Raw genomic sequence first — 18,714 nt, 5'->3', positions numbered from 1 at the left:
TTGGCGACTGTAGTGGCGATAAATCGGCTCATATGGCAATATGAGTTGACTGATAGTCGTCAATAGGTCGCGATGATTTCCGCCGAACACCTCAGTGGCATAACAGCCTTCGTCCAGGCCGCCGACGCAGGCGGATTCACACTGGCGGCGGAGAGGCTCGGCCTTTCGAAATCCGGTATCGCCAAGAGCGTGGCGCGGCTCGAGGATCGGCTTGGGGTTCGATTGTTCAACCGAACAACACGCCGCTTCGCGCTGACGGCCGAAGGCCAATCTTTCTACGAGACCTGCGTGCGCGTCCTGACCGACCTGGAAAACGCCGAGACGGCACTCAACGCCCATCGCCTGCGGCCGCGCGGGCGACTGCGGGTCGATCTGCCTGTGGTGTTCGGCCGACGCTGGGTGCTGCCGGTGCTCCTCGACATTGGCGCGCTGTATCCGGAACTGTCGCTGGAAGTCTCTTTGACTGATAGGCGCATTGATCCGATTGACGAAGGCATCGACCTGGTGATCCGCATCGGCGATCTCGATGACAGCACCACACTCGTCGCCAGAAGACTGGGTGTGCAGCAATCGGTGCTCTGCGCCAGCCCCGATTATCTCGACCGGCACGGGAGCCCCACCTCGCTCGATGATCTCAGCGCTCATGCCTGCATCGTCTTCGGCCGGGGCGGACAGTCCTTGCCGTGGTGGTTCCTCGATGGGAGGGGCGCACCCGTGGCGAAGCCCGTCTCCGGACGGCTCTCGTTCAACCACAGCGACGCCATCTGTGACGCGGCCCTCGCCGGCCAAGGCATCGCGCTTCTCTCGACCTGGCTGATTGCCGACCACTTACGCGACCGGCGACTTGCACAGGTGCTGCCGGAGGTGACGACGCGAGGCTTTCCGATCCACGCTCTCTGGCCGCAAACTCGGCAGATGAGCCCAAAGGTGCGTGTTGTGGTCGACGAACTGGTGAACCGCTTCCTGCCTGAGCCGCCGTGGGATCGCGATAGATGAGCCTTCGCTCCAGCTTTCCCGGTGTTGAGATCAGATCTCCAATCCCTTCTGCCGCCCCAATTGCCACGACACCGATCCGCCACGGACGATGCCCGATACCTCGCGACCAAGCTGGCGGTCGATGACCGGCCGCCACGGGATAAGGGTGAACTCGTGGGACTTCTCGACGATCGCGAACTTACCGCTGGATAGCTGCGTGGTCCCGGTGAAGGTGCCGGTGACGGTTTCACCGTCGGCAGCGGCACGGAACGGCAGCGATTTCTTGGCCGCCAGCTCCTCGCCCGCGCGGGCGACTTCGCGCTCCTGAAGCGTGGCGATCAAGTTGCGCCGATAGGCGATCCTGCCATCCGGCTGAGGAGCGGCATCGCCATGCTCGATATGATGTTCACGGCGGCGATCCATCGCCTCGCGCACCTGTTCGCCGAACCCTGACGCTGACAGGTCCGATCCGCCCGCGCTGACAAGCCGCCGGTCGAGCCAGGTCGCACCGTCCGCTCCGATCTGGCGTTCGAGGTCGAAGGTCGAAAGGATGCGGATATTGGCGCGGGCACTACGCCCGGCATCATACGCGGCCGCGCGCGCCTCGAAATCTGCCGGGATGCGCCATTGGTCGGCGTCGATCCGCTCGGCGATCCCGGCGCGACGCAATGCCTCCAGCCGACGGACATGGGCGTCCACGAACCCCTCGTAGTCGCCGCCCAGCACGCGACCTTCGAACTGGGCCTGCTCCAGATGACGGCTCGGCCGATAGAGGCCGTCTTCGGCCATGCCGACAATGGCGCGATCAGATGGACGGCCAGCGCTGTCTGGCGGCCCGATCTCGATGACGCTGCCGATGCGGGCGTCCTCGACCCGCGCCGGGTCGACGCCGGAGACATGGTGCGTGCGTCCGTCGATGCCATCGACCAGCAGCGTCAGGTTCTCGCCCAACTCGTCGCTGAGATGCTTGTCGATGACGCGGCCGACGATCAGCGTCGCGGGCGCGTCATCGTGAATCTGAAAGCTCATCGGGTCGCGCTCGGCTCCCTCGGACCGGAGTGCCTTCTGCATGGTGCGGATGATGTCGCCGCGCTCGCCCATCTCGCGCAAGGTCGGCTCCAGCCTCTCGCTCAACTCCCAGACGCCCGGCGCATGCTCCGTGGCAAGGCCCATGTCGCCGAGCTTGCCAAGACGGCGCAGGCGCATCGTCCGGTCAGACTGGCCGCGCTGATCGTCCGGCTCGTATCGAAGGTCAAGCAAACGATCCTCGGCCTCGGCGATCATCGCCCGGTCGATGCGGGTCAAGCGGTCCTGGTCGATCTCCGACATCAGCTTGCGGCGCTGTTCGATCTCGGTGACGGGGCCGAGTTCCAGCGTCGCCAGTTCGGTTGCCCGCTCGCGGACACCATTGGCGAGATAGTCGCCGTTGATGACGAGATCTTCGCCGAGCGCATCACGACCGTTGACGATGACATGGACATGGGGATGGCCGGTGTTGTGATGATTGACGGCGACCCAATCGAGCTTCGTGCCAAGGTCGTTTTCGAGCCTCCCCATCAGTTCGCGGGTGTAGCCGGTGAGATCGGCAAGATCGGTGGCGTCTTCGGGCGAGACGATGAAGCGGAACTGGTGGCGATCATCCTGGCCACGATCGAGGAAAGCGTCGCCATCGGCTCGATCCTCCGTCGCCGAATAAAGCTGCCCGCGCTCGCCATCGCGAGATGTGCCGTCGCGCTGGATATAGCGCAGGTGCGCGGCGGCCTTTCCGCTCTTGCCTGCACCCCGGACGGAACGGGATTTGACGATGACACGGCGGTTGCCGGGCTGGCGGTGGCTCCAACCGTTCGACAGGTTGCGGGCGCGCACAAAGGCTGCGCCGCGACCGCGTTGCACGCCCCGGCCGGAGGCGACAACACGCGAGCCCTTCTTCGCCGCGTGTCCGGAACCGCCACCCTTCGCGGATCGGCTTCGGCCGGACGCCGCCTGCTGCTGGCGCGTGACCTTCCGCACCTTGCTGAGGAAGCTCTTGGCCTGTCCGGCTTTCGCGCCGTCAGATCGGACGCGGCCAGGCTTCGGCCGGAAGCGATCTTCGTCATCGCCGCTCATGGCCGATCCGCCTGAAACCGCCGATTCCGGACAGGAGTGCCACGAGAAACGCAGGAAATGCTGGCTTTGCCGCGCCTCGCGGCACCATGCCGGCCCGACGAGGGTGCCGCCCTAAACAGTGTGCAGACAAGGGCTTGCCCTGCGGATCGGACCCATGGGGTGCCGTCCGCTTTAATCTTGCCCTCCCGCCTGCCTTTCCGTTCCGCCCCCCCTCTCCAAAGATGTGGCTGACGCCGGCCCCATCCTCTGCACACTGAAGTCGCTTGCGCATCCGGCTCGACCGCGAGCCTCATGGCTGCCGTCCCGTGCCCACTCGTGCAACGAACAGACCGACCGACTGCGGCACGATGGCGGAGAGATCGCGCACGACGACCGCCTGTGGCATGTCGTCCTTGTGCTCGTCCGACTGCACGGGAGGGACCGTCGCCTTGCTCAAAGGCTGCACGACGAAAAGCGGCGCATGGGTCCAGGAGAGCGGATCGGCGGACGCGACGACGACCGCGCCAGAAGTCTCGCTGCGGCTGATGATCGGCGCGAGGGCGGCGACATAAGCGCGGGTCTCTGGCGGAAGCGGTCGGCCCTTCAGCGCCTCCTCGTAGCGCCCGGGACCGGCGTTGTAGGCCGAGATCCACTCCGGCGAACCGTAGCGGTCGAACAATTCTCGGATGTAGGCCGTTCCCGCCACGATGTTGTCGTGCGGGTCATAGGGATCGTCGCCTAATCGGTAGCGCACGCGCAGCTCGGCCCAGGTCTCCGGCATGATCTGCATCAGCCCGATCGCCCCTTTGGGCGAGGTGGCACGTGGATCACCGTCACTCTCGGCGCGCATCACCGCGCGAATCCAGATGGCGGGAAGCTCGAAGCGCTGCGCCGCCTCGGCGATGTGATCGCCATAGGGATCGCGCGATGACGGTTGGACGACAGGCAGAGGCTGCGCCAGCGCCATCGCCGGGATCGCAGCGCCACAAAGCATGCCCGAGAGAAGAATGACCGCCATTCGAACAGGCGCACCTTCTCCGCTGCGACACCAGTCTGCCAGCGTGCTCGCTGCCGTCAAGGGTACGCGCAATGCGCCGATCTTCGATCGCCCTTGACCTCCGCTGCGCGCGCCGGCCGACCGGTCGTCGAGCGGGACGAAGGGATGAGACGGCTTTACCGCGAACAAAGGGATGACCGATCGCAATAGGATCGCGCTCGCGCGCCGGCTGACGGGTCGCATGTTGTCACTCCCGCTCGCCGCGCTTTGGGGCACGGCTCCAATGCAGCGACCAGGACGCGCCACCGTCGTCACGAAACAGGTTCGCGCGGATCGGCTGCGGCAAGGCGGGATCGTCGATGACCAGCGCGATGTAGTCTCCGGCTCGTTCGCCGGTGCGCTTCCAGCCCGCACCGATCTCCGGCCCTTCCTCGTTGCCGTTGTGGACGCGGTAGTCCGGCGCGTTGTCGGCGTCGGACGGCTCTGCCGGAACGATGGTGATCTCGCGGAAGAGCGTGAAGGTGTGGACGCGCCCGATAAAGCCGGTGGTCTCGCGTGTGAACTCGCCGATTTGTGGCATTGGAACCTCCTTTAGCTGGTTGTGGGATGAACGGTGGTGCGGCACTCACCGTGTCGGGGCACGCCAGGCGAAATGGCCGTCGCCCTCCTCGTCGGTGTAGACCGGTGTCGCCGTGCCGATGACGGTGCGCGCCGGGATCGGGCCGAAGTAGCGGCCGTCCAAGCTGTCGGGAACGTTCGGGTTCATCAGGAAGAACTCGTCTTGCGCGACCGTCCGACACCCTTGCCAGACCGGCAGATCTCGGCCCGCGCGGTCGCGATCGAGCGCGTCACCGAGCGGCACATGATCGACCGTAATGGTGCGCCCGGTGCGACAGACTTCATGTCCCGGCAGGGCCATGACGCGCTTCAATAGCGGTACACCGCGGCCGATGTAGCCGCGCTCCACTATGAAGTCGGCGAGCGGTTTGTCAGGAAGCACAGCAACGAGATCGCCGACCTCCAGGTCCGGCGCCGGAGCAAGAGTGTAGAGGCCGATCGGAACACTCGCGGATTCGTTCCAGACGAGGCGCAACGGTGTGGGAATGAACGATGCGACGGCAACGCCCATCACGGAGAAGTACGTCACCATGAAGTAGCCGAACCGGGTCATGGTTCGACCCTCCGGCGCAACAGAAACGCCTGGTGCTGATCGACGGTGTAGGCGCGCGGCTCGTGTCCAACGGTCAAACGGTTGTGGGCGTGTCGCCAGTGATCGGGCGACACCTCGGTCGCGTCGAGGCCGATCGCCTCGATGGCGTCGATGTGCTGAAGGACGCGTTCGACCTTCGACCAGCCCTCGATCCTGAGCAGGATCTCGCCGCCGGGACGCACGAAGGGCAGCGTCTGGAACGGTTCGCCCGGCGCCACCGCACGCACGATGTCGATCCGTGACGTGATCGTGCCGAAATCGTTCGACGCCCACCGCACGAAGGCGAAAACGCTGCCGGGTCGATAGAAAAAGACACTCCGACGGCGGTCGAGCACCTGTTCGCGCACCTTGTGGCCGAACCTGATCCAGTTCTCGAGCCGCTTCTCAATGTGCGTCAGTTCGACTTGCGTGAAAGCGTCGGCGGACTGGGTGCGCGGTGCGGCACCGCCATGTGAACGGGAAGCGTTGGCGCCGGTCATGGGCGATCTCCATCGGTGGTCGGCGGAAATTCGCGCGCGAGCAGATCGCGCAGCATGTCGGCCACGGTGATGCCGCGCTGAAAGGCGACGATCTTGATGCGGCCGCGCAGGTCGGGCGTGATATCGATGGTCAGCCGCGCGGTGAAGCGGGCCGCCTCGTCGTTGCGCGGTGCATCGGCTGCCTTGATCCAATTTTCCGGATCGGCGGGCCGGGCCGCAAAGCGGCGACGGATCGGGTGCGCGCTCATGGCAGTGCCTTTCCCGTGATCAGCCGTCCGATCTCTGCAGCGAGTGCCGCGATCTCTTGCGCGGCCTGACTGTCGGGGTCGATTTCGGAGGCGAGCCGACCGGACTGTGCGGCATCGGCGAAAACGACGCGCTGGCCGATGGTTGTCGACAGCACCGGCGGGTCATGATCGGCGAGCGTCTCGGCGGTCTCGCGGGCGATGATGGTGCGAGCGCCACAGCGGTTGAGAACGAAGCGTGCCATCAAAGCTGGCCGGTAGATGCGCGCTTCGGCGAGGAGCCCCAGCATCTCGGCCGAGGCCCAGCCGTCGAACGGCGATGGCTGCACCGGGATCAGCACAAGGTCGGCGGCCAGCAGCGCGGACCGCATCAGCCCGGCAATGCGTGGCGGCCCGTCGATGACGATGTGATCGGCATCGCGCGCCAGTTCCGGCGCTTCCCGGTGCAAGGTGTCGCGCGCCAAGCCCACGACGCCGAACAGCCGGACACCATTCTCGCGCACACGCTGCTGCGACCAATCCAGCGCCGAACCCTGCGGATCGGCGTCGATGAGGGTCACGCGCTTGCCTCTCCCGGCCCATTCGCCGGCGAGATGCAGCGCCAGCGTCGTCTTGCCGACGCCACCCTTCTGATTGAGGAGCGCGATGATCATGGCATCCGCCTTCCGGCGGCACCGGCACCAGGGCCGCGTTTCGCGCGCGCCAACAAGGAAGAGTTAGATTCTCTGTTAGAGTCTAAGTTAGCGGTCGGATTTCGCGTTTCAGGCCAGAGTGTTAACTGCGGTCCGTGCGCCCGATCTGCCGATAGGCCTGCGCCTGATGTGCCGACACCCGTTGCGCCCGATCTGCCGATGCCGTTCACAGGCTCATCCACAGGCACTGTGAATTGTTGGATGGGCCGTACGCGGAGCAACTCACGCCGCCCCTCGCGTTCGATCGACAGGCGATATCCGGGCAAGGGCTGGCGAAGGGCAATGCGGCGTAGATCGAGCGCAAAATCGGAAATGCGCGCGAGGCTGCCGGATTTGGCGTGGAGGTGGCCGATCTCGAACAGCCAGCCGTGTTGCTGATGGCCGGCGTGCTTGCGCGCGACGCGATAGAGCCAGCGCTCGATGCCGCCGGTCAGCCGGAAATAGTCCGGGTCGATGGTCAGCACCAACGAACGGTCGACGACCCCGTTGTAGAACCACTCGGGCAGGACGAATTCCATACCCTCGACGCGGCCCTCGCGCGTCGTCATCTCCTCCCATTCGTTGATCCAGGAGAATTGTCGGCGGCGCCATTGCGCGCCGTTCCGGATCGTCGTGGCGATGACGGTCGATTGCAGCCGTGCGAGCGACGCCTTTAGCAGAAGATATTGCTGATTTCCGGTCGGGCGGCCGACGCCGCGTAAGAGCTGGTAGGGCGTGAAGCGGAAGAAGCGCGAGGTGCGTAGGCCGTGGTTCTCGGCCGCGACGATCTGCGAGGCGGCCCAGATGAGCACATCGGCATCCCAGATCGTCGCCATGCCGTGCTCGGGCATGCCCAGCACCTGCACCTCGACATCGGCGGCCTTGTAGAGGATCGGCTTGATACGCGGCGTCTTCGATAGCGAGAAGAACGGCCGTTCCATGAGATCGCGCTGATCGCGCGGACTGGCATCGCCGGTGGCCACCACGAAGGGATCGAGCCGCTGGCGCTCGCTACCGTGCTTGCCGTCTGGTCGAGAAGCGCCGCTCATTCAGCGCGCTCCCCGCTCGGCGGGCGTCAGAGGTCGCGCCGGAAAGACTCGGCTGGCAGTCTGGTCCGTGGTGGATTTGCGCGCACCGATGGCCGTCCAGGCCTGCAGGTCTTCGAGCGCATAGATGACGCGGCCGCCGATCTTGCGATAGGTCGGGCCGGTGCCATAGGTGCGGTGCTTCTCCAGCGTCCTGAGCGAGATGCCGAGGAAACGCGCGGCGTCGGGTGTGCGCAGGAAGCGCGGCGGCAATCCCGTCTTCGGGTCGAGCATGATCGGGCCTCCGGGGTGGTTCGGATGGCTGCCGGTGACGGCAGCGAGTCATGGCGAACCGTGGCGGAGGAACGGCGGCTTGCAGCGTGCCGGAATCAGGGGGGTGCGATTCCGGCACCCCAAGAAAGCGAGAATGATGATGATGATGATCGAACGGGAGCGTTCAGCGGGGCGGCAGACGCGTGGGATAATGCAGTAGTTCGCGATATCCGCCGCGCATGTAGTGGGTGCCATCGGCAACAAGGCGGCGCGTCTGGTTCTTACGAGGGTCGCTTTCCCAATCGGTTTTGTTTCCGCGAAAGCCCAGCAGAGCTTCCGCAATCTTGCGATAGCTGGCACCATCGGTGCGACCGTCAAGGGCGCGCAGGATCAGGATATGCCGGTCTCGGGTCTGCGCGGGTAACGCGCGATGGTGTTCGCCGACCGCCCGCCCCATCAGCGCACGCCAGAAGCGCAACACCGCTTCGGCGCGATGCTCCAGCGAAGCATCGAGCGGCAGGATGACGACATAGGCCGTCTTGGTGCCGGGCGGTGGATCTGCGAGCCAGAACTGGTGGTCCGCCTCCACCGACCGCCAGATACCGTGCCACGTCCCATCCTCCGCCACACGAGCATCAAGACCCGACAACGTCGGCAGGCCGATCGTCATGGCCGGATCGTCCACGCTCGCTGGAATAGGTTGAAGCTCAAAGGCGTCAGGCAGCAGAGACGGCATCCAGAACAGCGCGGCCCGGTCGGCGGAGAGAGCCGGGTCCGCCGGGAAATCGCAACCCCCAGCGTTCCGAGAACGCCGTCTGCGCATCGCTGTCGTGGCGAAGCAATCGCCTCACGCGATGGAAGTCGCGGTGATAATCTTCATCGCGACGAAGATACTCCCAGGCAAAGCCGGCGGCAGAAATGCTCTTGGCATGTGCATAGGCAGCCGGCGAGCGCCAATCTGTACTCGGCATGGCGTCACCTCTCGTCCAGCATTTACGCGTTGCTGGAAGGAGGAACTGTTCGCGATGTGAGGCTCACGTTGAAGTCACTGTTGCCCGATATGTTGATCGCATTGGCCGATCAATATTTGGATATAATTCGGATCGTTTTTGAAGTTCCTTCGCGAGCCGGGCCATGCCCGGCGAGCAGCGTATTTCCGGCTCAGCGGAAACCCGCCGATCCGTAAAGACGGATCGGCGCGAAATCTGATCCACGCTTCTGCGGGAAGCCGTGAAGCCGGATTTCCGGCTCCACGGCTCTGCGGATGTCAGGCGCTCTTCAGCCGCTGCATTCCCTCGGCCAGCGTCCACAGGGCGCGGTTCAGCCCGACATTCTGGTCGATACCGTTGATGGGCCGCGTGGTGCTACGACGGATGCGGCCATCCGAAGTCTGCCGCCGTCCATTCAGCCCGCCCCGAATGAGGTTTTCCTGAATGACGTTGAACGTCTGCCACAGGCTTTGCCCGGCATCTTCGCGGCGGCGCGGGGCGATGATCTGATCCGGGCGGACCGGGCTTTCCTCCTCGCCATAGCGCGCGACGAGGCTCGCCTCCGCCAACACCTGCTGTTCATCCCGCGAAAGGCACGTGTCCTTCATGGTTTCCGTCGCATCGATCAGGCGCGGAAAGTCCTCCGCGACGGTGTAGACGCCCTCGATGATCTGGTCCTGAATGCCGCCCTTGTGGGGCACGCGGACTTCCTCGAACCGCTCGCCAGCAATCATGCTGTTGGTGCAGACGAAGCGCAGCATTCCGGCGAACATCTGATAGGCGCTGGTCCCGTCATGGCTGTTGACGATGATGACTTCCGCCGCCTCGGGTTTGCCGATGCCGTCATCCCGGCGCAGGCGCAGCATGTGCTTGGCATGGCCGTGGCGGCTGCCGTCGCGCGGAACCGCCCGCACGGCGAAAAACGGAAACCAACCTTCCCGGCGCAGCCCCTCCACGATCTCAATGGTGGGAACGTAGACGTAACGCTCCGACCGGCTGTCATGCGCTTCACGCGCGAACACCGAAGGGACGTGACGGTGAAGTGCCTCGTTGTCGAGCGCATCGCGCCCGCTGATCTGGTGAGAGTGGCGGCCGAACCGGGTGGCGAGATGATGATACATGGTCTGTCTCCGTGGGGCTGGGTTGGAGCGCAGCGCTGCGCTGCAACCCTGGCCGTCGCCGAGACCGGGGGGCGCAAGGTGCAAGGGCGTCGGGGCCGGAGGGGGATCGCCCGGCCTGCACGGAACGAAGTGAAGGAAGACCGGGGACACCGGCTCGGACGAGCGCCAGCGTCCCCTTGCGCCGCGCTCGGGGGCAGCGCCCCCAAGAAACCCGCCTGGCGTGAGCGCCAGCGGGAGCCTGGGAGAAGGTCTGACCGGGATACGTAAAAACTTAGAACCGGAAAACCGCGTATCTCGATTTCCGTGTTTTCTAAAAGAAGACTACGAAGAGTGGGCGTTATGCCTCGCGATCATCGCCATGATGGCCGCAAAAAGCTCTTCCTTTGCCTCTTCCGGCGTGATTTCCCCGAGGGCCGCAGCATTGGATAAAGAATCTGCAGCTCCGAGCATCGCCCAGAAACTGGCTATCTTAACATCTGATGATCTTGTAAACGGGGCGAGAACCCTCCGGCATTTCTCGAAAAAGACGAGTTGATAGTCTCGTTTGACCCGCTCCAGTTCTGGGGACCCGGCTAGGGCGGCTAGCACGCTGGGTATCTCGCGGCCCTGGGTCAGAACACAATCGACATAGCATGATGCGATGATCGAAGCTCTGCTCTGCAAGGTCGGTGTGCCTTGTTCAAGTGCGGCGTCCATCACGGCCGTCTGCCGCGCGTCGAAATCCCGATAGAGCGCTGTCAGCAATCCCTCGCGGGTGGCGAAGTGGTCGTAAACGACGGGCTTTGCCACGCCAGCGTCTTGAGCAAGTCGCGGCAAGGTCAGCGCATCGGCACCCTCCTTGCGTATTAGCTGCCAGGACACGTCCAGCAGTTGCCTCATTCTCTCGGTGCGGCTGAGACGAAGGCGCTTCGGCGGCGCTGCAACTGATCCAGGCTGGGCCATTGACATCACTATATACGAAAAGTAACTTACTAAAAGTATATATCTAGGCAGGCGAGCCTGCAACCCGAACACTGAGACATGTATGCACGCGCTCATCGTTGTCGCGCATCCCGACCGCGCTTCCCTCACACATGCTGTTGTGCAAAAGGTGTCGGAAGGAATTGCGGCATCTGATATGGCGCGCTCCTTCGAAATCGCCGACCTTATCGCCGAGGGATTCGACCCGCGTTTCACGGAACAGGACTTTGCCGCTTTTGGCGGCGGGCACGCGCTACCGGCGGATGTCTTGTCCGAGCAGTCCAGGCTTGAGCGTGCCGATGCGCTCGTGGTGATTTATCCCGTTTACTGGTGGTCGATGCCAGCCATCCTGAAAGGATGGTTTGATCGGGTCTTCACCAACGGTTGGGCCTATGATGATCGGTCGGGGCCTGACATCGTTAAAATGCTGGGTCGGCTTCCTATTCATCTCATCGCCGTCGGCGGAGCCGATCAGCGCACCTATACCAAGCATGGCTATTTCGAGGCCATGAGAACGCAGATCGATCACGGCATTTTCGGTTATTGCGGCGCGCCCGTCGAGACATCGGAATTCCTGCTGCCGTCGGAATCGGGTTTTCCCGGTTCCCTTCTCGAAAAAGCGCGAGCGATCGGGCACTCGATCTTCGCTTCTGGCGGAGAACCGCGTTTTCTGAGAAGCGGCGACCATAAACAGAAAGATGCCCTGCTCGGGTGAGCAGGGCATTCTCGACGTGGCCGGCTTCAGTCGCCGCTGCGGCGGGACCAGATGAGATTGTGGGCTTCGCCGCCCTCATCCTCGACCAGGCTGGCGTAGATCGGAGCCGGGAAGCTCGGATCGTCCAGCTTGACCGAGAGATAGTCGCGGCCGGTCTCGCGGGCGGTCTTCTTCCACGCCGCGCCGAACTCGGTGGTGCCGGCGACGATTCGATAGTCCGGGCCGCGCTCGCTGTCGCCCTCGGTGGGGACGAACTTGGCCTTGACGTTGAGGGTCAGGGTCTTGACCGTGCCGGTGATGTCGCCGTTCGCGGTCTTGGTGAAGGTGCCGATGGTCGCCATTGTCGTGTCTCCGTTGCTCGGGCCGCGCCTATCGCGACCTCGATGGTGGTCGTGCGACCGGGGACGATCAGCCCGCACCCGGAGGGCTGAAACGCAGTGGAAGGCGGCCGGAGACGGCTTTTTTGCTTCGCGATGCAAAGCGCGGTCACGCGCAGCGGAAAAAAGCTGGCGACGGACGTTGCAGGAAGATGATCGAGGCGAAGCCGCTCTTCGGTCAGACCCAATCCATTCGAGGACGCCGTGGGTGCGGTTCGACAGAACGATGGAGATGCGAGGATGCAGTCCGGCCGCCTTTGAGCTTTGAGATCGAGAGACAGGGCCACTGGCATAGCTGACCCCATTTCCAAACGATCAGCCTCTATCGACCCTTGGAGAAAAGCGACTGAAGCGCCGCCCTTCGCGGACAACGAGCCGGCGGTTTGCGGAGTCGTTCCGAGGAAAACCGGAACGAGCGGGACCGCCATGTAGCCCAGCGGTGCGTAGATCGAGGTCTCGCGCGCGGCTGGAAAATGACTGTCGCCAGGAGCAACATGGGCGAATTCACGCCGACGCCGAGAGTAAGGACCGAGAATTGACCTTGATCGAACACTTCCTGCCAAGGCACCAATTCAGCGAGCGGCATGCTTGCGCCATTACCGCACCTCCCGATCGCATACTCGATGCGGTCGCTGCCTATCGACCGGAGACCGACCCGCTTTTCCGCGCCATGATTGGACTTCGTGAACTGCCGATGCGGCTGTTCGGTAAGCCGGACCATCGGCGGGCGCCATTCGGCATCGACGATTTCACGCTGCTGGGGCGGGACGAAACCTCGATCGTCTATGGGCTGGTTGGACAATTCTGGAAGCCGAACTACGGGCTTGTTTCGGTCTCGGATGGCGCGGCCTTTCTGGCTATCGATGTAGACAATGTTGCCAAGCTTGTGCTCGCGTTCACGGTCAATCGCGACCGGGAGGGACAAACGCGGCTTGTCACAGAAACACGTGTCTATTGCCCGAACCATGCGACCCGTCTGAAGTTCACGCCTTACTGGCTTCTGATCCGTCCTGTCAGCGGCCTTTTGCGTCGTCGGATTCTCTCCTCGGTCAGGAAAACGAGCGAGCAAGGCGAATTGCATTCATAGGGGGTAGCTTCAGCGCTAGCGACCTCCATTACAGCAGGCGACTGTTTACTGAAGAAAGGGAAAAGCATTTTGAGGCATGGACTTGTCGTGATTTCCGGCTGTTCGGGCGGTGGAAAATCTACCCTACTCGCCGAACTGAAAGCGCGAGGTCATGCGGTTGTTGAGGAGCCCGGCCGACGCATCATAGCCGAAGAGACCGCACGTGGCGGATTGGCTCTGCCTTGGGTCGATCTTGCGGCCTTTCTACACCGCGCGATCGAGATGGCGCTGGCGGATCGTGCGGCTGCCGCGGAACATGACGGTTGGGTGTTTTTCGATCGCGGCCTTGTCGATGCGGCGTCCGCGCTGGAGGTTTTGACCGGAGAACCTGTCTTGCGCCGGGTCTGTACAGCGCATCGCTATCATCCCCGGATGTTCTTGGCGCCGCCATGGCCGGAAATCTACGCGACTGACGCGGATCGCAAGCACGGATTCGACGCGGCGGTGGCGGAATATCATCACCTGACGGCGGCGTCTGCCGCCTTAGGATATGAAATAGTCACATTACCGAAGATTTCGACGTTAGCGCGGGCGGACTTCGTCTTGACCTCTCTCGGGGAAGATATAGCGCAGGTCTGATGTATGAATCACCACCGCATCGAAAACTCGACCGATCCATTTGCTACGTGTGAGAAGTTGCCTTCTAGGCACGGCTCGGAGACCGGAGCACGAATTCGACGATGAGGGGAACGTCGGGGCCACGCTTAAACACTTTTTCGGGAACTGGACCATCGAAGTCACGCGGCCGCCACTCCCTACACTCCGCAATGTGTAGCCCGCTTTCGTCCGCGGCATTCAAATAATCGGAAAAACCGTGAGGAAAGGTCGGCATCGTGACAACCGTTCCCTCATCACGAAAATGCGCCGCGACATTTGACAGCGTCAAGAAGGGATGAATTTCGATCAGCACGATCTTGCCATCGTTGGACAAAAGCCGCTTCGCTTCGCGCAGCGGCGGCGTCAGGACCGCGACGTGTTCGAGCGCCAGCGAGAACAGCACGAGATCGGCCGCCCCGTCCGCAAGCGGCAACGGTTGCGCCATATCCTGATGGAAAAGCACCAGCGCAGGGTCGTGCTCGCGCGCTCGCGCCAGCATTCCGGCCGAGAGGTCGCAGCCGGCCACGCTCCTGGCTCCCGACTGCTTCAGAAGCTGGAGATTGCGTCCCGTCCCGCAACCGAACTCGACTACCGCTTGTCCGGCGACGCGTTCGGCAATTCCTCGTACGATCTGCCGGGCGCCGAACACCATCGGGTTGTCGTATCGGTCATAGAATGCCGACCAGCGATCATAGGCGTCCACGAGCGGCAAGAAGACTGTGGTTTCAGGCATCGCAAATCTCCGCCGCCGCCACATTGAGGACGCCAGCCAAAGTCGTGATGAATTCTGAAATATGGAGGCCATCCACGAGACCATGATGGGCCTGTATCGCGATTGGAAACGATACATCTTCTCCTTCGCGCTTGAATCGCCCCACCGCGATATTGGGAATGGAGCAGTCTCCGAAGCGCGCGATGGGATGCTGGATCGCCGTGAACGCGAGCCACGGCAGGCATGTTACGAACAGGTAGTCGCGATTCTCCATCGATGCACGCCGCAGGTAAGTGGCTTGCCGTGCCTCTTCGCGATCCGCGAGGTAGCACGCCAGAAATTGCGCAAATGGTTCATGGAATTGGAAAGTCGAGAAGTTCACGTTGTTGTCCGCTCCGATCACGGTGTAGGACACATTCAAGTGTTCGACACGTGTCAGGCGCCCCCCCATCAGCCGGCGCCGAAAGGGTTCGACCAGCATGCTCGTGGTGGCCAAGGCGTGCAGGAGTACTGCGAAGGGTGGCACTCTCTGCGTTTTGGCAGATGCCACGAAATCATGGCAACGGCAGTCGGCCGTTATGTTCACGATCGGAGAGTCGTAGGAGGCGAAGAAATCGAGGTGGGATTGGCGGCTGAGCATCATACTTCCCCCGCGAGAGCCCGTCTCGCTTTCGGGGCAAGTAGTTTTCCGGTTTGCACCGTTCAGCTCCGCCAGAGCGACTGTTATCTAGTCAGCAAGCCGGTATTGCGTCAAGCATCGGTTTACCGGTTGGCATGACGTTCCCGCTTCTGATCTCTGATCTACAGGCCGGTCACACGGGATCTCCCCCGCACAACCGCGTACTTTCGGTGGCGAAAGGCAGGAAGACCGGGACCGCTCGCGCGATCCCGGCTTGTCCTCACTCGGCAGCTTGCGCGATGGCTTCCGCCTCCGACTCCGTGTCTCGCGACAGAGGCCTTGCGGTGCGCAACACGGACGGCAGCCAGCCGGTTTCGGCGAGAAGCTGTTCGGCTACCTGCGCCATTTCCGTCTTCTTCAAGCCCGCGATCCGCTCGGCGGCTTCATCACCGACACCCTCCCGCACGGCGGCGAGTATGTGCGCCTTGGTGACACGCCCGAGATAGCTCCGCACGGTCGGGGTCCAGTGCGCCGCCATGTCCAGCGCCACCGCGCTCGCTAGCGTCTCCATCGTCGCGCGGGTATTGGGCTTCTGCTCCCACGGTATCCTGACCGCGTTGACGGTCAGCGCGGCGCAATGGGCAAGCAAGGCCATGACGCTTGCATGGTCCAGACCGGCGACGAAGGTCCACAGGTCCGCCACATCGCGCGGCATGTCCGACGCCCATCCCGCATGACGATCCGCCAGCGCCTTCGCCGCAGGCGTGTCTTCGATCCTGTCCGCGTGGGAGGCGAGCGTGGCGCTGATCAACCGGATTTCGAGGCAGGAGGCTTCCCCGCCGCGATAGAAGGTCTGTGACGCCAGCGCATGAACCACGGCGACAAGCGCCATATCCGGCTGCTCGCCAAGGGCGAGGCGCAGACCCAGGGTGCGATGGGCGGTCAGGTCGCGGATGAGAAGGTCCGATAGCGGCTTCCCCGCATCCTCGGCCTCCTCGTCGTCCGGCTGTGGTTCGGCATCCTCGCCGTTTCCCTCGTCCCCGACGATTTCGCCATCTTCCGTGATGGTCGCCCCCTCCACGTCCGCCGATTTCGGGGCCTCGTCTTCGGCGCGAATGAAGCCGCGTTCGATACGGGCCGTACCGTCGTGGTTCAGAATGACGAACACACCACCGCGCGCGATGTCGTCGGTGTCATAGGCGTGGCGCTTGGCGTCGATCCGCTCGATCTCCGCTTCAAGCTCGCCGAACCGCCGATCCGCCTCATCCGGCAGTTCTTCGTAACCCTCGTATTCCGACGACAGGCGGTCGTAGTCCTGCTGCGCCGCGCCATAGGCTGCAGCGTCTTCCTCCGACAGCTCCACCGGATGCGGATAGCTGCGGCGCATCCCGTGCGCGTGGGGGAAGTCGATGTGAACGGAAGCCCACTTCCATCCCTCGGCTGCCTGTACTCGCGCCGCGAGGCCTTCCAACTTGTCGATGACGAGCCGATCTAGCAGCGTGGCGTCCTCGAAATAGCCGCCCCGGTCCTCGGTGAAGAGGTCGCGGATGATGGTGCCGCCCGCTTCGGCGTAGGCGTCCGCACCGACGAAGATCGCCCGCCGGTCGGTCGCCGCGACATTCATTCTGGTCAGGTCGCGCCGGATGGTGGATGGGTCGCGGTTCCACGACAGGTTCTCGTAGACCTGCTCCTGCCGGTCATGGTCCTCGGTGATGGCGAAGGCCATCAACTGGTCCAGCGACAAGCCGCCGTCCCGATAGGCCTGCATCAGCTTCGGGCTGACGGCACCAAGGCGAAGCCGCTGCCTGACGACATGGGCGGTCACGCCAAACCGGGCGGCGATTTCCTCCGCACCCCACCCGCGATTTTCAGCCAGCTCGCGGAAGCGTTCGAACTGGTCGGCGGGATGCATGGCCTCGCGGGTGACGTTTTCGTCGAGGCTGATCTCTGTCGCATCGTTCTCGATATCCAGAACGCAGCGGATGGCTTCCGTCTTCTTGATCTGCTTGCGCTTTACCCGCAGCATCTGCGCCAGCCTGCGGCCTTCGCCGATGGTGACGAAATAGAAGCCGGTCGGTTCGCCGCCCGCGTTCGTCTCCGGCTCCACCACCAGATTTTGCAACATTCCCTTGGCGGCGATGCTCGCCGCCAGCGCCTCGATATGGGCTTCGCTGTGCGGGGTCTTGCGGGCGTTGCGGGGCGACTTCTTCAACTTGTTCAACGGCACGAATAGCTCCGCCCCGTTCTCGGCGGCGGCTTCGGAAGCCGTGGCGTTCGTTTCGATGGTGTCGGTCATGGTCTTGATCCTTTGGCTTGGGTTGGAGCGCAGCGCTGCGCTGCAACCCTGGCCGTCGCCGAGACCGGGGGGTGCAAGGTGCAAGGGCGGCCGGGATGGAGGGGGATCACCCGGCCTGCACGAAATGAAATGGAGGAAGGCTGGGGAGACCATCTCGGCTGAGCATCAGCGATCCCTTGCGCCGCGCCAGGGGGCAGCGCCCCCAAGCAAAGTCGCTGTTCTGAGCGCCGGTTGGCGTGTGTGTTGCTTATGGACGGGCCAATCCGGGCAGTATAGGCGGCGTTCGTTTGTTCCTCGGGGACCGTTACGACATCAGCGCGTCAGCCAGCAAGCGTGCATGTGTGATCATCGCGTCGTGGCCTGCGTCAATCTCGATATAGCGCCAGCCTTGACCTTCTCGCGCGCGTGCTACCGACTTCCCGAGAAGCTCGCCGTTGCCCTGCGAACAGCGGATATAGGTCTTGCGCGCCACCGCAAGCGTGCCGCGCAAGCCAGCGGGCTGAAAATAGCTGCCGACAGGCTGCGGAGTCAGAAGGCTATCGACCCACGGCTGGTCTTCTTTTCCGACCCCGAAAATAGCCGACGGCAATGGCGGAATGTGCCAGTCAGGATCGGCCACGGAGGAAGCGCGATAGGACTCGGTAAGGTGCGACGCATGGTCGAGCAGGATTTCGCCGTCTTCCGGCAGGAAGGCATCGAGCAGCACAAGATGGGACACGAGATCGCCGAGGCGGTCTGCGGCGACTGTTGCAGGAAAGCCGCCGTAAGAGTGCCCAACGAGAGTGATGTTGGGGCGTGCGAGGCGCTGCACATGATCCACGATATCGGCGACATGCGTTTCGAGCGTGATGTCGCGCGAGAGCTGCGGCGCCCGCTCGGCGAGCCCGGTCAGCGTCGGCGACGAAGCTGCATGTCCTGCACCTTCGAGCAAAGGCACAACGCGCTGCCAGCACCATCCACCATGCCATGCGCCGTGGACCAGCACGAAAGTCGTCATTCCGAAGGCTCCCTTGCCTTGGCGCAGATGTCAGGTCCTAGACGCTTGGCCCGAAAAGGGTTGAGTGGTTTCAGTCCGTTGTGACTGGCGCTTGGCTGCGAAGCCAGATGATATGCGCTGAAATCACCTGAGAACAGTATCGGCGTAAAGGGCTGGGGTATTCAAGCGACATGACAGACGGGGCGCTGGCTGTGATCGAGCCGTTGCTTCCGGCGGTTTTGCGCTTGGAACGGCCACGCATTTCC

At 63.4% G+C, this 18,714-nt stretch carries 22 protein-coding genes; 4 read left to right on the top strand and 18 right to left on the bottom strand.

What is annotated here, in order from left to right:
- Nucleotides 1-72 precede the first annotated feature (72 nt).
- Nucleotides 73-996 carry a LysR family transcriptional regulator gene (locus Y958_RS04775; protein ID WP_088871101.1) on the top strand — a complete coding sequence of 308 codons (924 nt, stop codon included), beginning with the start codon at nt 73-75 and terminating at the stop codon, nt 994-996.
- A gap of 30 nt (nt 997-1,026) precedes the next feature.
- Here Y958_RS04775 and Y958_RS32970 read toward each other — a convergent pair whose 3' ends face one another.
- The 13 genes from Y958_RS32970 to Y958_RS04710 form a co-directional block, all read right to left on the bottom strand.
- A complete protein-coding gene (locus Y958_RS32970) occupies nt 1,027-2,148 on the bottom strand; it encodes a DUF3363 domain-containing protein (RefSeq protein WP_425600672.1) in 1,122 nt (373 codons plus the stop codon).
- A gap of 1,222 nt (nt 2,149-3,370) precedes the next feature.
- The gene (locus tag Y958_RS04765) at nt 3,371-4,300 is read right to left on the bottom strand and encodes a lytic transglycosylase domain-containing protein (RefSeq protein WP_088872481.1); all 930 of its coding nucleotides are present in this window, start codon (nt 4,298-4,300) and stop codon (nt 3,371-3,373) included.
- A gap of 4 nt (nt 4,301-4,304) precedes the next feature.
- Entirely contained in the window at nt 4,305-4,637 is a 333-nt protein-coding gene (locus Y958_RS04760) for a DUF736 domain-containing protein (RefSeq protein WP_088871099.1), read from the bottom strand.
- A 45-nt stretch (nt 4,638-4,682) separates the two neighbouring features.
- Nucleotides 4,683-5,228, bottom strand: a complete 546-nt coding sequence (locus tag Y958_RS04755; protein ID WP_088871098.1) for a S26 family signal peptidase — start codon at nt 5,226-5,228, stop codon at nt 4,683-4,685.
- Entirely contained in the window at nt 5,225-5,746 is a 522-nt protein-coding gene (locus Y958_RS04750) for a DUF2840 domain-containing protein (RefSeq protein ID WP_088871097.1), read from the bottom strand. The genes Y958_RS04755 and Y958_RS04750 overlap by 4 nt, the downstream gene beginning before the upstream one ends.
- A complete protein-coding gene (locus Y958_RS04745; protein WP_088871096.1) occupies nt 5,743-5,994 on the bottom strand; it encodes a hypothetical protein in 252 nt (83 codons plus the stop codon). The genes Y958_RS04750 and Y958_RS04745 overlap by 4 nt, the downstream gene beginning before the upstream one ends.
- The gene (gene parA, locus Y958_RS04740) at nt 5,991-6,644 is read right to left on the bottom strand and encodes a ParA family partition ATPase (protein WP_088871095.1); all 654 of its coding nucleotides are present in this window, start codon (nt 6,642-6,644) and stop codon (nt 5,991-5,993) included. The genes Y958_RS04745 and parA overlap by 4 nt, the downstream gene beginning before the upstream one ends.
- Nucleotides 6,641-7,711, bottom strand: coding sequence for a replication initiator protein A (locus tag Y958_RS04735; protein ID WP_088871094.1), 1,071 nt, complete (start codon nt 7,709-7,711; stop codon nt 6,641-6,643). The genes parA and Y958_RS04735 overlap by 4 nt, the downstream gene beginning before the upstream one ends.
- Nucleotides 7,712-7,981: a helix-turn-helix transcriptional regulator gene (locus tag Y958_RS04730; RefSeq protein ID WP_088871093.1), complete on the bottom strand. Its 270-nt coding sequence runs from the start codon at nt 7,979-7,981 to the stop codon at nt 7,712-7,714.
- 163 nt (nt 7,982-8,144) lie between these two features.
- Complete coding sequence (locus Y958_RS04725) at nt 8,145-8,630, bottom strand: DUF2285 domain-containing protein (protein ID WP_244909373.1); 486 nt, start codon at nt 8,628-8,630, stop codon at nt 8,145-8,147.
- A 46-nt stretch (nt 8,631-8,676) separates the two neighbouring features.
- Nucleotides 8,677-8,931, bottom strand: a complete 255-nt coding sequence (locus Y958_RS32250) for a transcriptional regulator domain-containing protein (RefSeq protein ID WP_088871091.1) — start codon at nt 8,929-8,931, stop codon at nt 8,677-8,679.
- Nucleotides 8,932-9,227: 296 nt separating this feature from the next.
- Nucleotides 9,228-10,070 carry a DUF932 domain-containing protein gene (locus Y958_RS04715; protein ID WP_088871090.1) on the bottom strand — a complete coding sequence of 281 codons (843 nt, stop codon included), beginning with the start codon at nt 10,068-10,070 and terminating at the stop codon, nt 9,228-9,230.
- Nucleotides 10,071-10,391: 321 nt separating this feature from the next.
- Nucleotides 10,392-10,949: a TetR/AcrR family transcriptional regulator gene (locus Y958_RS04710; RefSeq protein ID WP_244909372.1), complete on the bottom strand. Its 558-nt coding sequence runs from the start codon at nt 10,947-10,949 to the stop codon at nt 10,392-10,394.
- Between the two features lie 145 nt (nt 10,950-11,094).
- On the opposite strand from Y958_RS04710, the gene Y958_RS04705 reads away from it, so the two are divergent.
- Nucleotides 11,095-11,745 carry an NAD(P)H-dependent oxidoreductase gene (locus Y958_RS04705; RefSeq protein ID WP_088871089.1) on the top strand — a complete coding sequence of 217 codons (651 nt, stop codon included), beginning with the start codon at nt 11,095-11,097 and terminating at the stop codon, nt 11,743-11,745.
- Nucleotides 11,746-11,771: 26 nt separating this feature from the next.
- On the opposite strand, the gene Y958_RS04700 is transcribed toward Y958_RS04705, so the two are convergent.
- On the bottom strand, nt 11,772-12,086 hold the full coding sequence (locus Y958_RS04700) for a DUF736 domain-containing protein (protein ID WP_088871088.1): 315 nt from the start codon (nt 12,084-12,086) through the stop codon (nt 11,772-11,774).
- A gap of 571 nt (nt 12,087-12,657) precedes the next feature.
- Between Y958_RS04700 and Y958_RS04690 the strand changes: the two genes are divergently transcribed.
- Entirely contained in the window at nt 12,658-13,209 is a 552-nt protein-coding gene (locus Y958_RS04690) for a DUF2867 domain-containing protein (protein WP_088871086.1), read from the top strand.
- 69 nt (nt 13,210-13,278) lie between these two features.
- Nucleotides 13,279-13,827 (top strand): AAA family ATPase, encoded by a 549-nt coding sequence (locus Y958_RS04685; protein ID WP_186291261.1) that lies wholly within the window; start codon nt 13,279-13,281, stop codon nt 13,825-13,827.
- Nucleotides 13,828-13,891: 64 nt separating this feature from the next.
- On the opposite strand, the gene Y958_RS04680 is transcribed toward Y958_RS04685, so the two are convergent.
- The 4 genes from Y958_RS04680 to Y958_RS04665 form a co-directional block, all read right to left on the bottom strand.
- Nucleotides 13,892-14,578: a class I SAM-dependent methyltransferase gene (locus tag Y958_RS04680; RefSeq protein ID WP_088871085.1), complete on the bottom strand. Its 687-nt coding sequence runs from the start codon at nt 14,576-14,578 to the stop codon at nt 13,892-13,894.
- Nucleotides 14,571-15,200, bottom strand: a complete 630-nt coding sequence (locus Y958_RS04675) for a CatA-like O-acetyltransferase (protein ID WP_088871084.1) — start codon at nt 15,198-15,200, stop codon at nt 14,571-14,573. The genes Y958_RS04680 and Y958_RS04675 overlap by 8 nt, the downstream gene beginning before the upstream one ends.
- 256 nt (nt 15,201-15,456) lie before the next feature.
- On the bottom strand, nt 15,457-17,472 hold the full coding sequence (locus Y958_RS04670; protein ID WP_088871083.1) for a ParB/RepB/Spo0J family partition protein: 2,016 nt from the start codon (nt 17,470-17,472) through the stop codon (nt 15,457-15,459).
- A gap of 304 nt (nt 17,473-17,776) precedes the next feature.
- Nucleotides 17,777-18,469 (bottom strand): alpha/beta fold hydrolase, encoded by a 693-nt coding sequence (locus Y958_RS04665; protein WP_088871082.1) that lies wholly within the window; start codon nt 18,467-18,469, stop codon nt 17,777-17,779.
- Between the last annotated feature and the right edge of the window lie 245 nt (nt 18,470-18,714).

This window comes from Nitrospirillum viridazoti CBAmc (assembly GCF_000730165.1).
In the GTDB taxonomy this organism is placed as follows: Bacteria; Pseudomonadota; Alphaproteobacteria; order Azospirillales; family Azospirillaceae; genus Nitrospirillum; species Nitrospirillum viridazoti.
This window is presented reverse-complemented; position numbering and strand designations above follow the sequence as displayed.

Bases quoted from the DNA above. Each gene is read 5' to 3' on its own strand.
- Y958_RS04775 (WP_088871101.1), top strand. From the start codon at position 73: ATGATTTCCGCCGAACACCTCAGTGGCATAACAGCCTTCGTCCAGGCC.
- Y958_RS32970 (WP_425600672.1), bottom strand. From the start codon at position 2,148: ATGGGCCTTGCCACGGAGCATGCGCCGGGCGTCTGGGAGTTGAGCGAG.
- Y958_RS04765 (WP_088872481.1), bottom strand. From the start codon at position 4,300: ATGCGACCCGTCAGCCGGCGCGCGAGCGCGATCCTATTGCGATCGGTC.
- Y958_RS04760 (WP_088871099.1), bottom strand. From the start codon at position 4,637: ATGCCACAAATCGGCGAGTTCACACGCGAGACCACCGGCTTTATCGGG.
- Y958_RS04755 (WP_088871098.1), bottom strand. From the start codon at position 5,228: ATGACCCGGTTCGGCTACTTCATGGTGACGTACTTCTCCGTGATGGGC.
- Y958_RS04750 (WP_088871097.1), bottom strand. From the start codon at position 5,746: ATGACCGGCGCCAACGCTTCCCGTTCACATGGCGGTGCCGCACCGCGC.
- Y958_RS04745 (WP_088871096.1), bottom strand. From the start codon at position 5,994: ATGAGCGCGCACCCGATCCGTCGCCGCTTTGCGGCCCGGCCCGCCGAT.
- parA (WP_088871095.1), bottom strand. From the start codon at position 6,644: ATGATCATCGCGCTCCTCAATCAGAAGGGTGGCGTCGGCAAGACGACG.
- Y958_RS04735 (WP_088871094.1), bottom strand. From the start codon at position 7,711: ATGAGCGGCGCTTCTCGACCAGACGGCAAGCACGGTAGCGAGCGCCAG.
- Y958_RS04730 (WP_088871093.1), bottom strand. From the start codon at position 7,981: ATGCTCGACCCGAAGACGGGATTGCCGCCGCGCTTCCTGCGCACACCC.
- Y958_RS04725 (WP_244909373.1), bottom strand. From the start codon at position 8,630: ATGACGATCGGCCTGCCGACGTTGTCGGGTCTTGATGCTCGTGTGGCG.
- Y958_RS32250 (WP_088871091.1), bottom strand. From the start codon at position 8,931: ATGCCGAGTACAGATTGGCGCTCGCCGGCTGCCTATGCACATGCCAAG.
- Y958_RS04715 (WP_088871090.1), bottom strand. From the start codon at position 10,070: ATGTATCATCATCTCGCCACCCGGTTCGGCCGCCACTCTCACCAGATC.
- Y958_RS04710 (WP_244909372.1), bottom strand. From the start codon at position 10,949: ATGAGGCAACTGCTGGACGTGTCCTGGCAGCTAATACGCAAGGAGGGT.
- Y958_RS04705 (WP_088871089.1), top strand. From the start codon at position 11,095: ATGCACGCGCTCATCGTTGTCGCGCATCCCGACCGCGCTTCCCTCACA.
- Y958_RS04700 (WP_088871088.1), bottom strand. From the start codon at position 12,086: ATGGCGACCATCGGCACCTTCACCAAGACCGCGAACGGCGACATCACC.
- Y958_RS04680 (WP_088871085.1), bottom strand. From the start codon at position 14,578: ATGCCTGAAACCACAGTCTTCTTGCCGCTCGTGGACGCCTATGATCGC.
- Y958_RS04675 (WP_088871084.1), bottom strand. From the start codon at position 15,200: ATGATGCTCAGCCGCCAATCCCACCTCGATTTCTTCGCCTCCTACGAC.
- Y958_RS04670 (WP_088871083.1), bottom strand. From the start codon at position 17,472: ATGACCGACACCATCGAAACGAACGCCACGGCTTCCGAAGCCGCCGCC.
- Y958_RS04665 (WP_088871082.1), bottom strand. From the start codon at position 18,469: ATGACGACTTTCGTGCTGGTCCACGGCGCATGGCATGGTGGATGGTGC.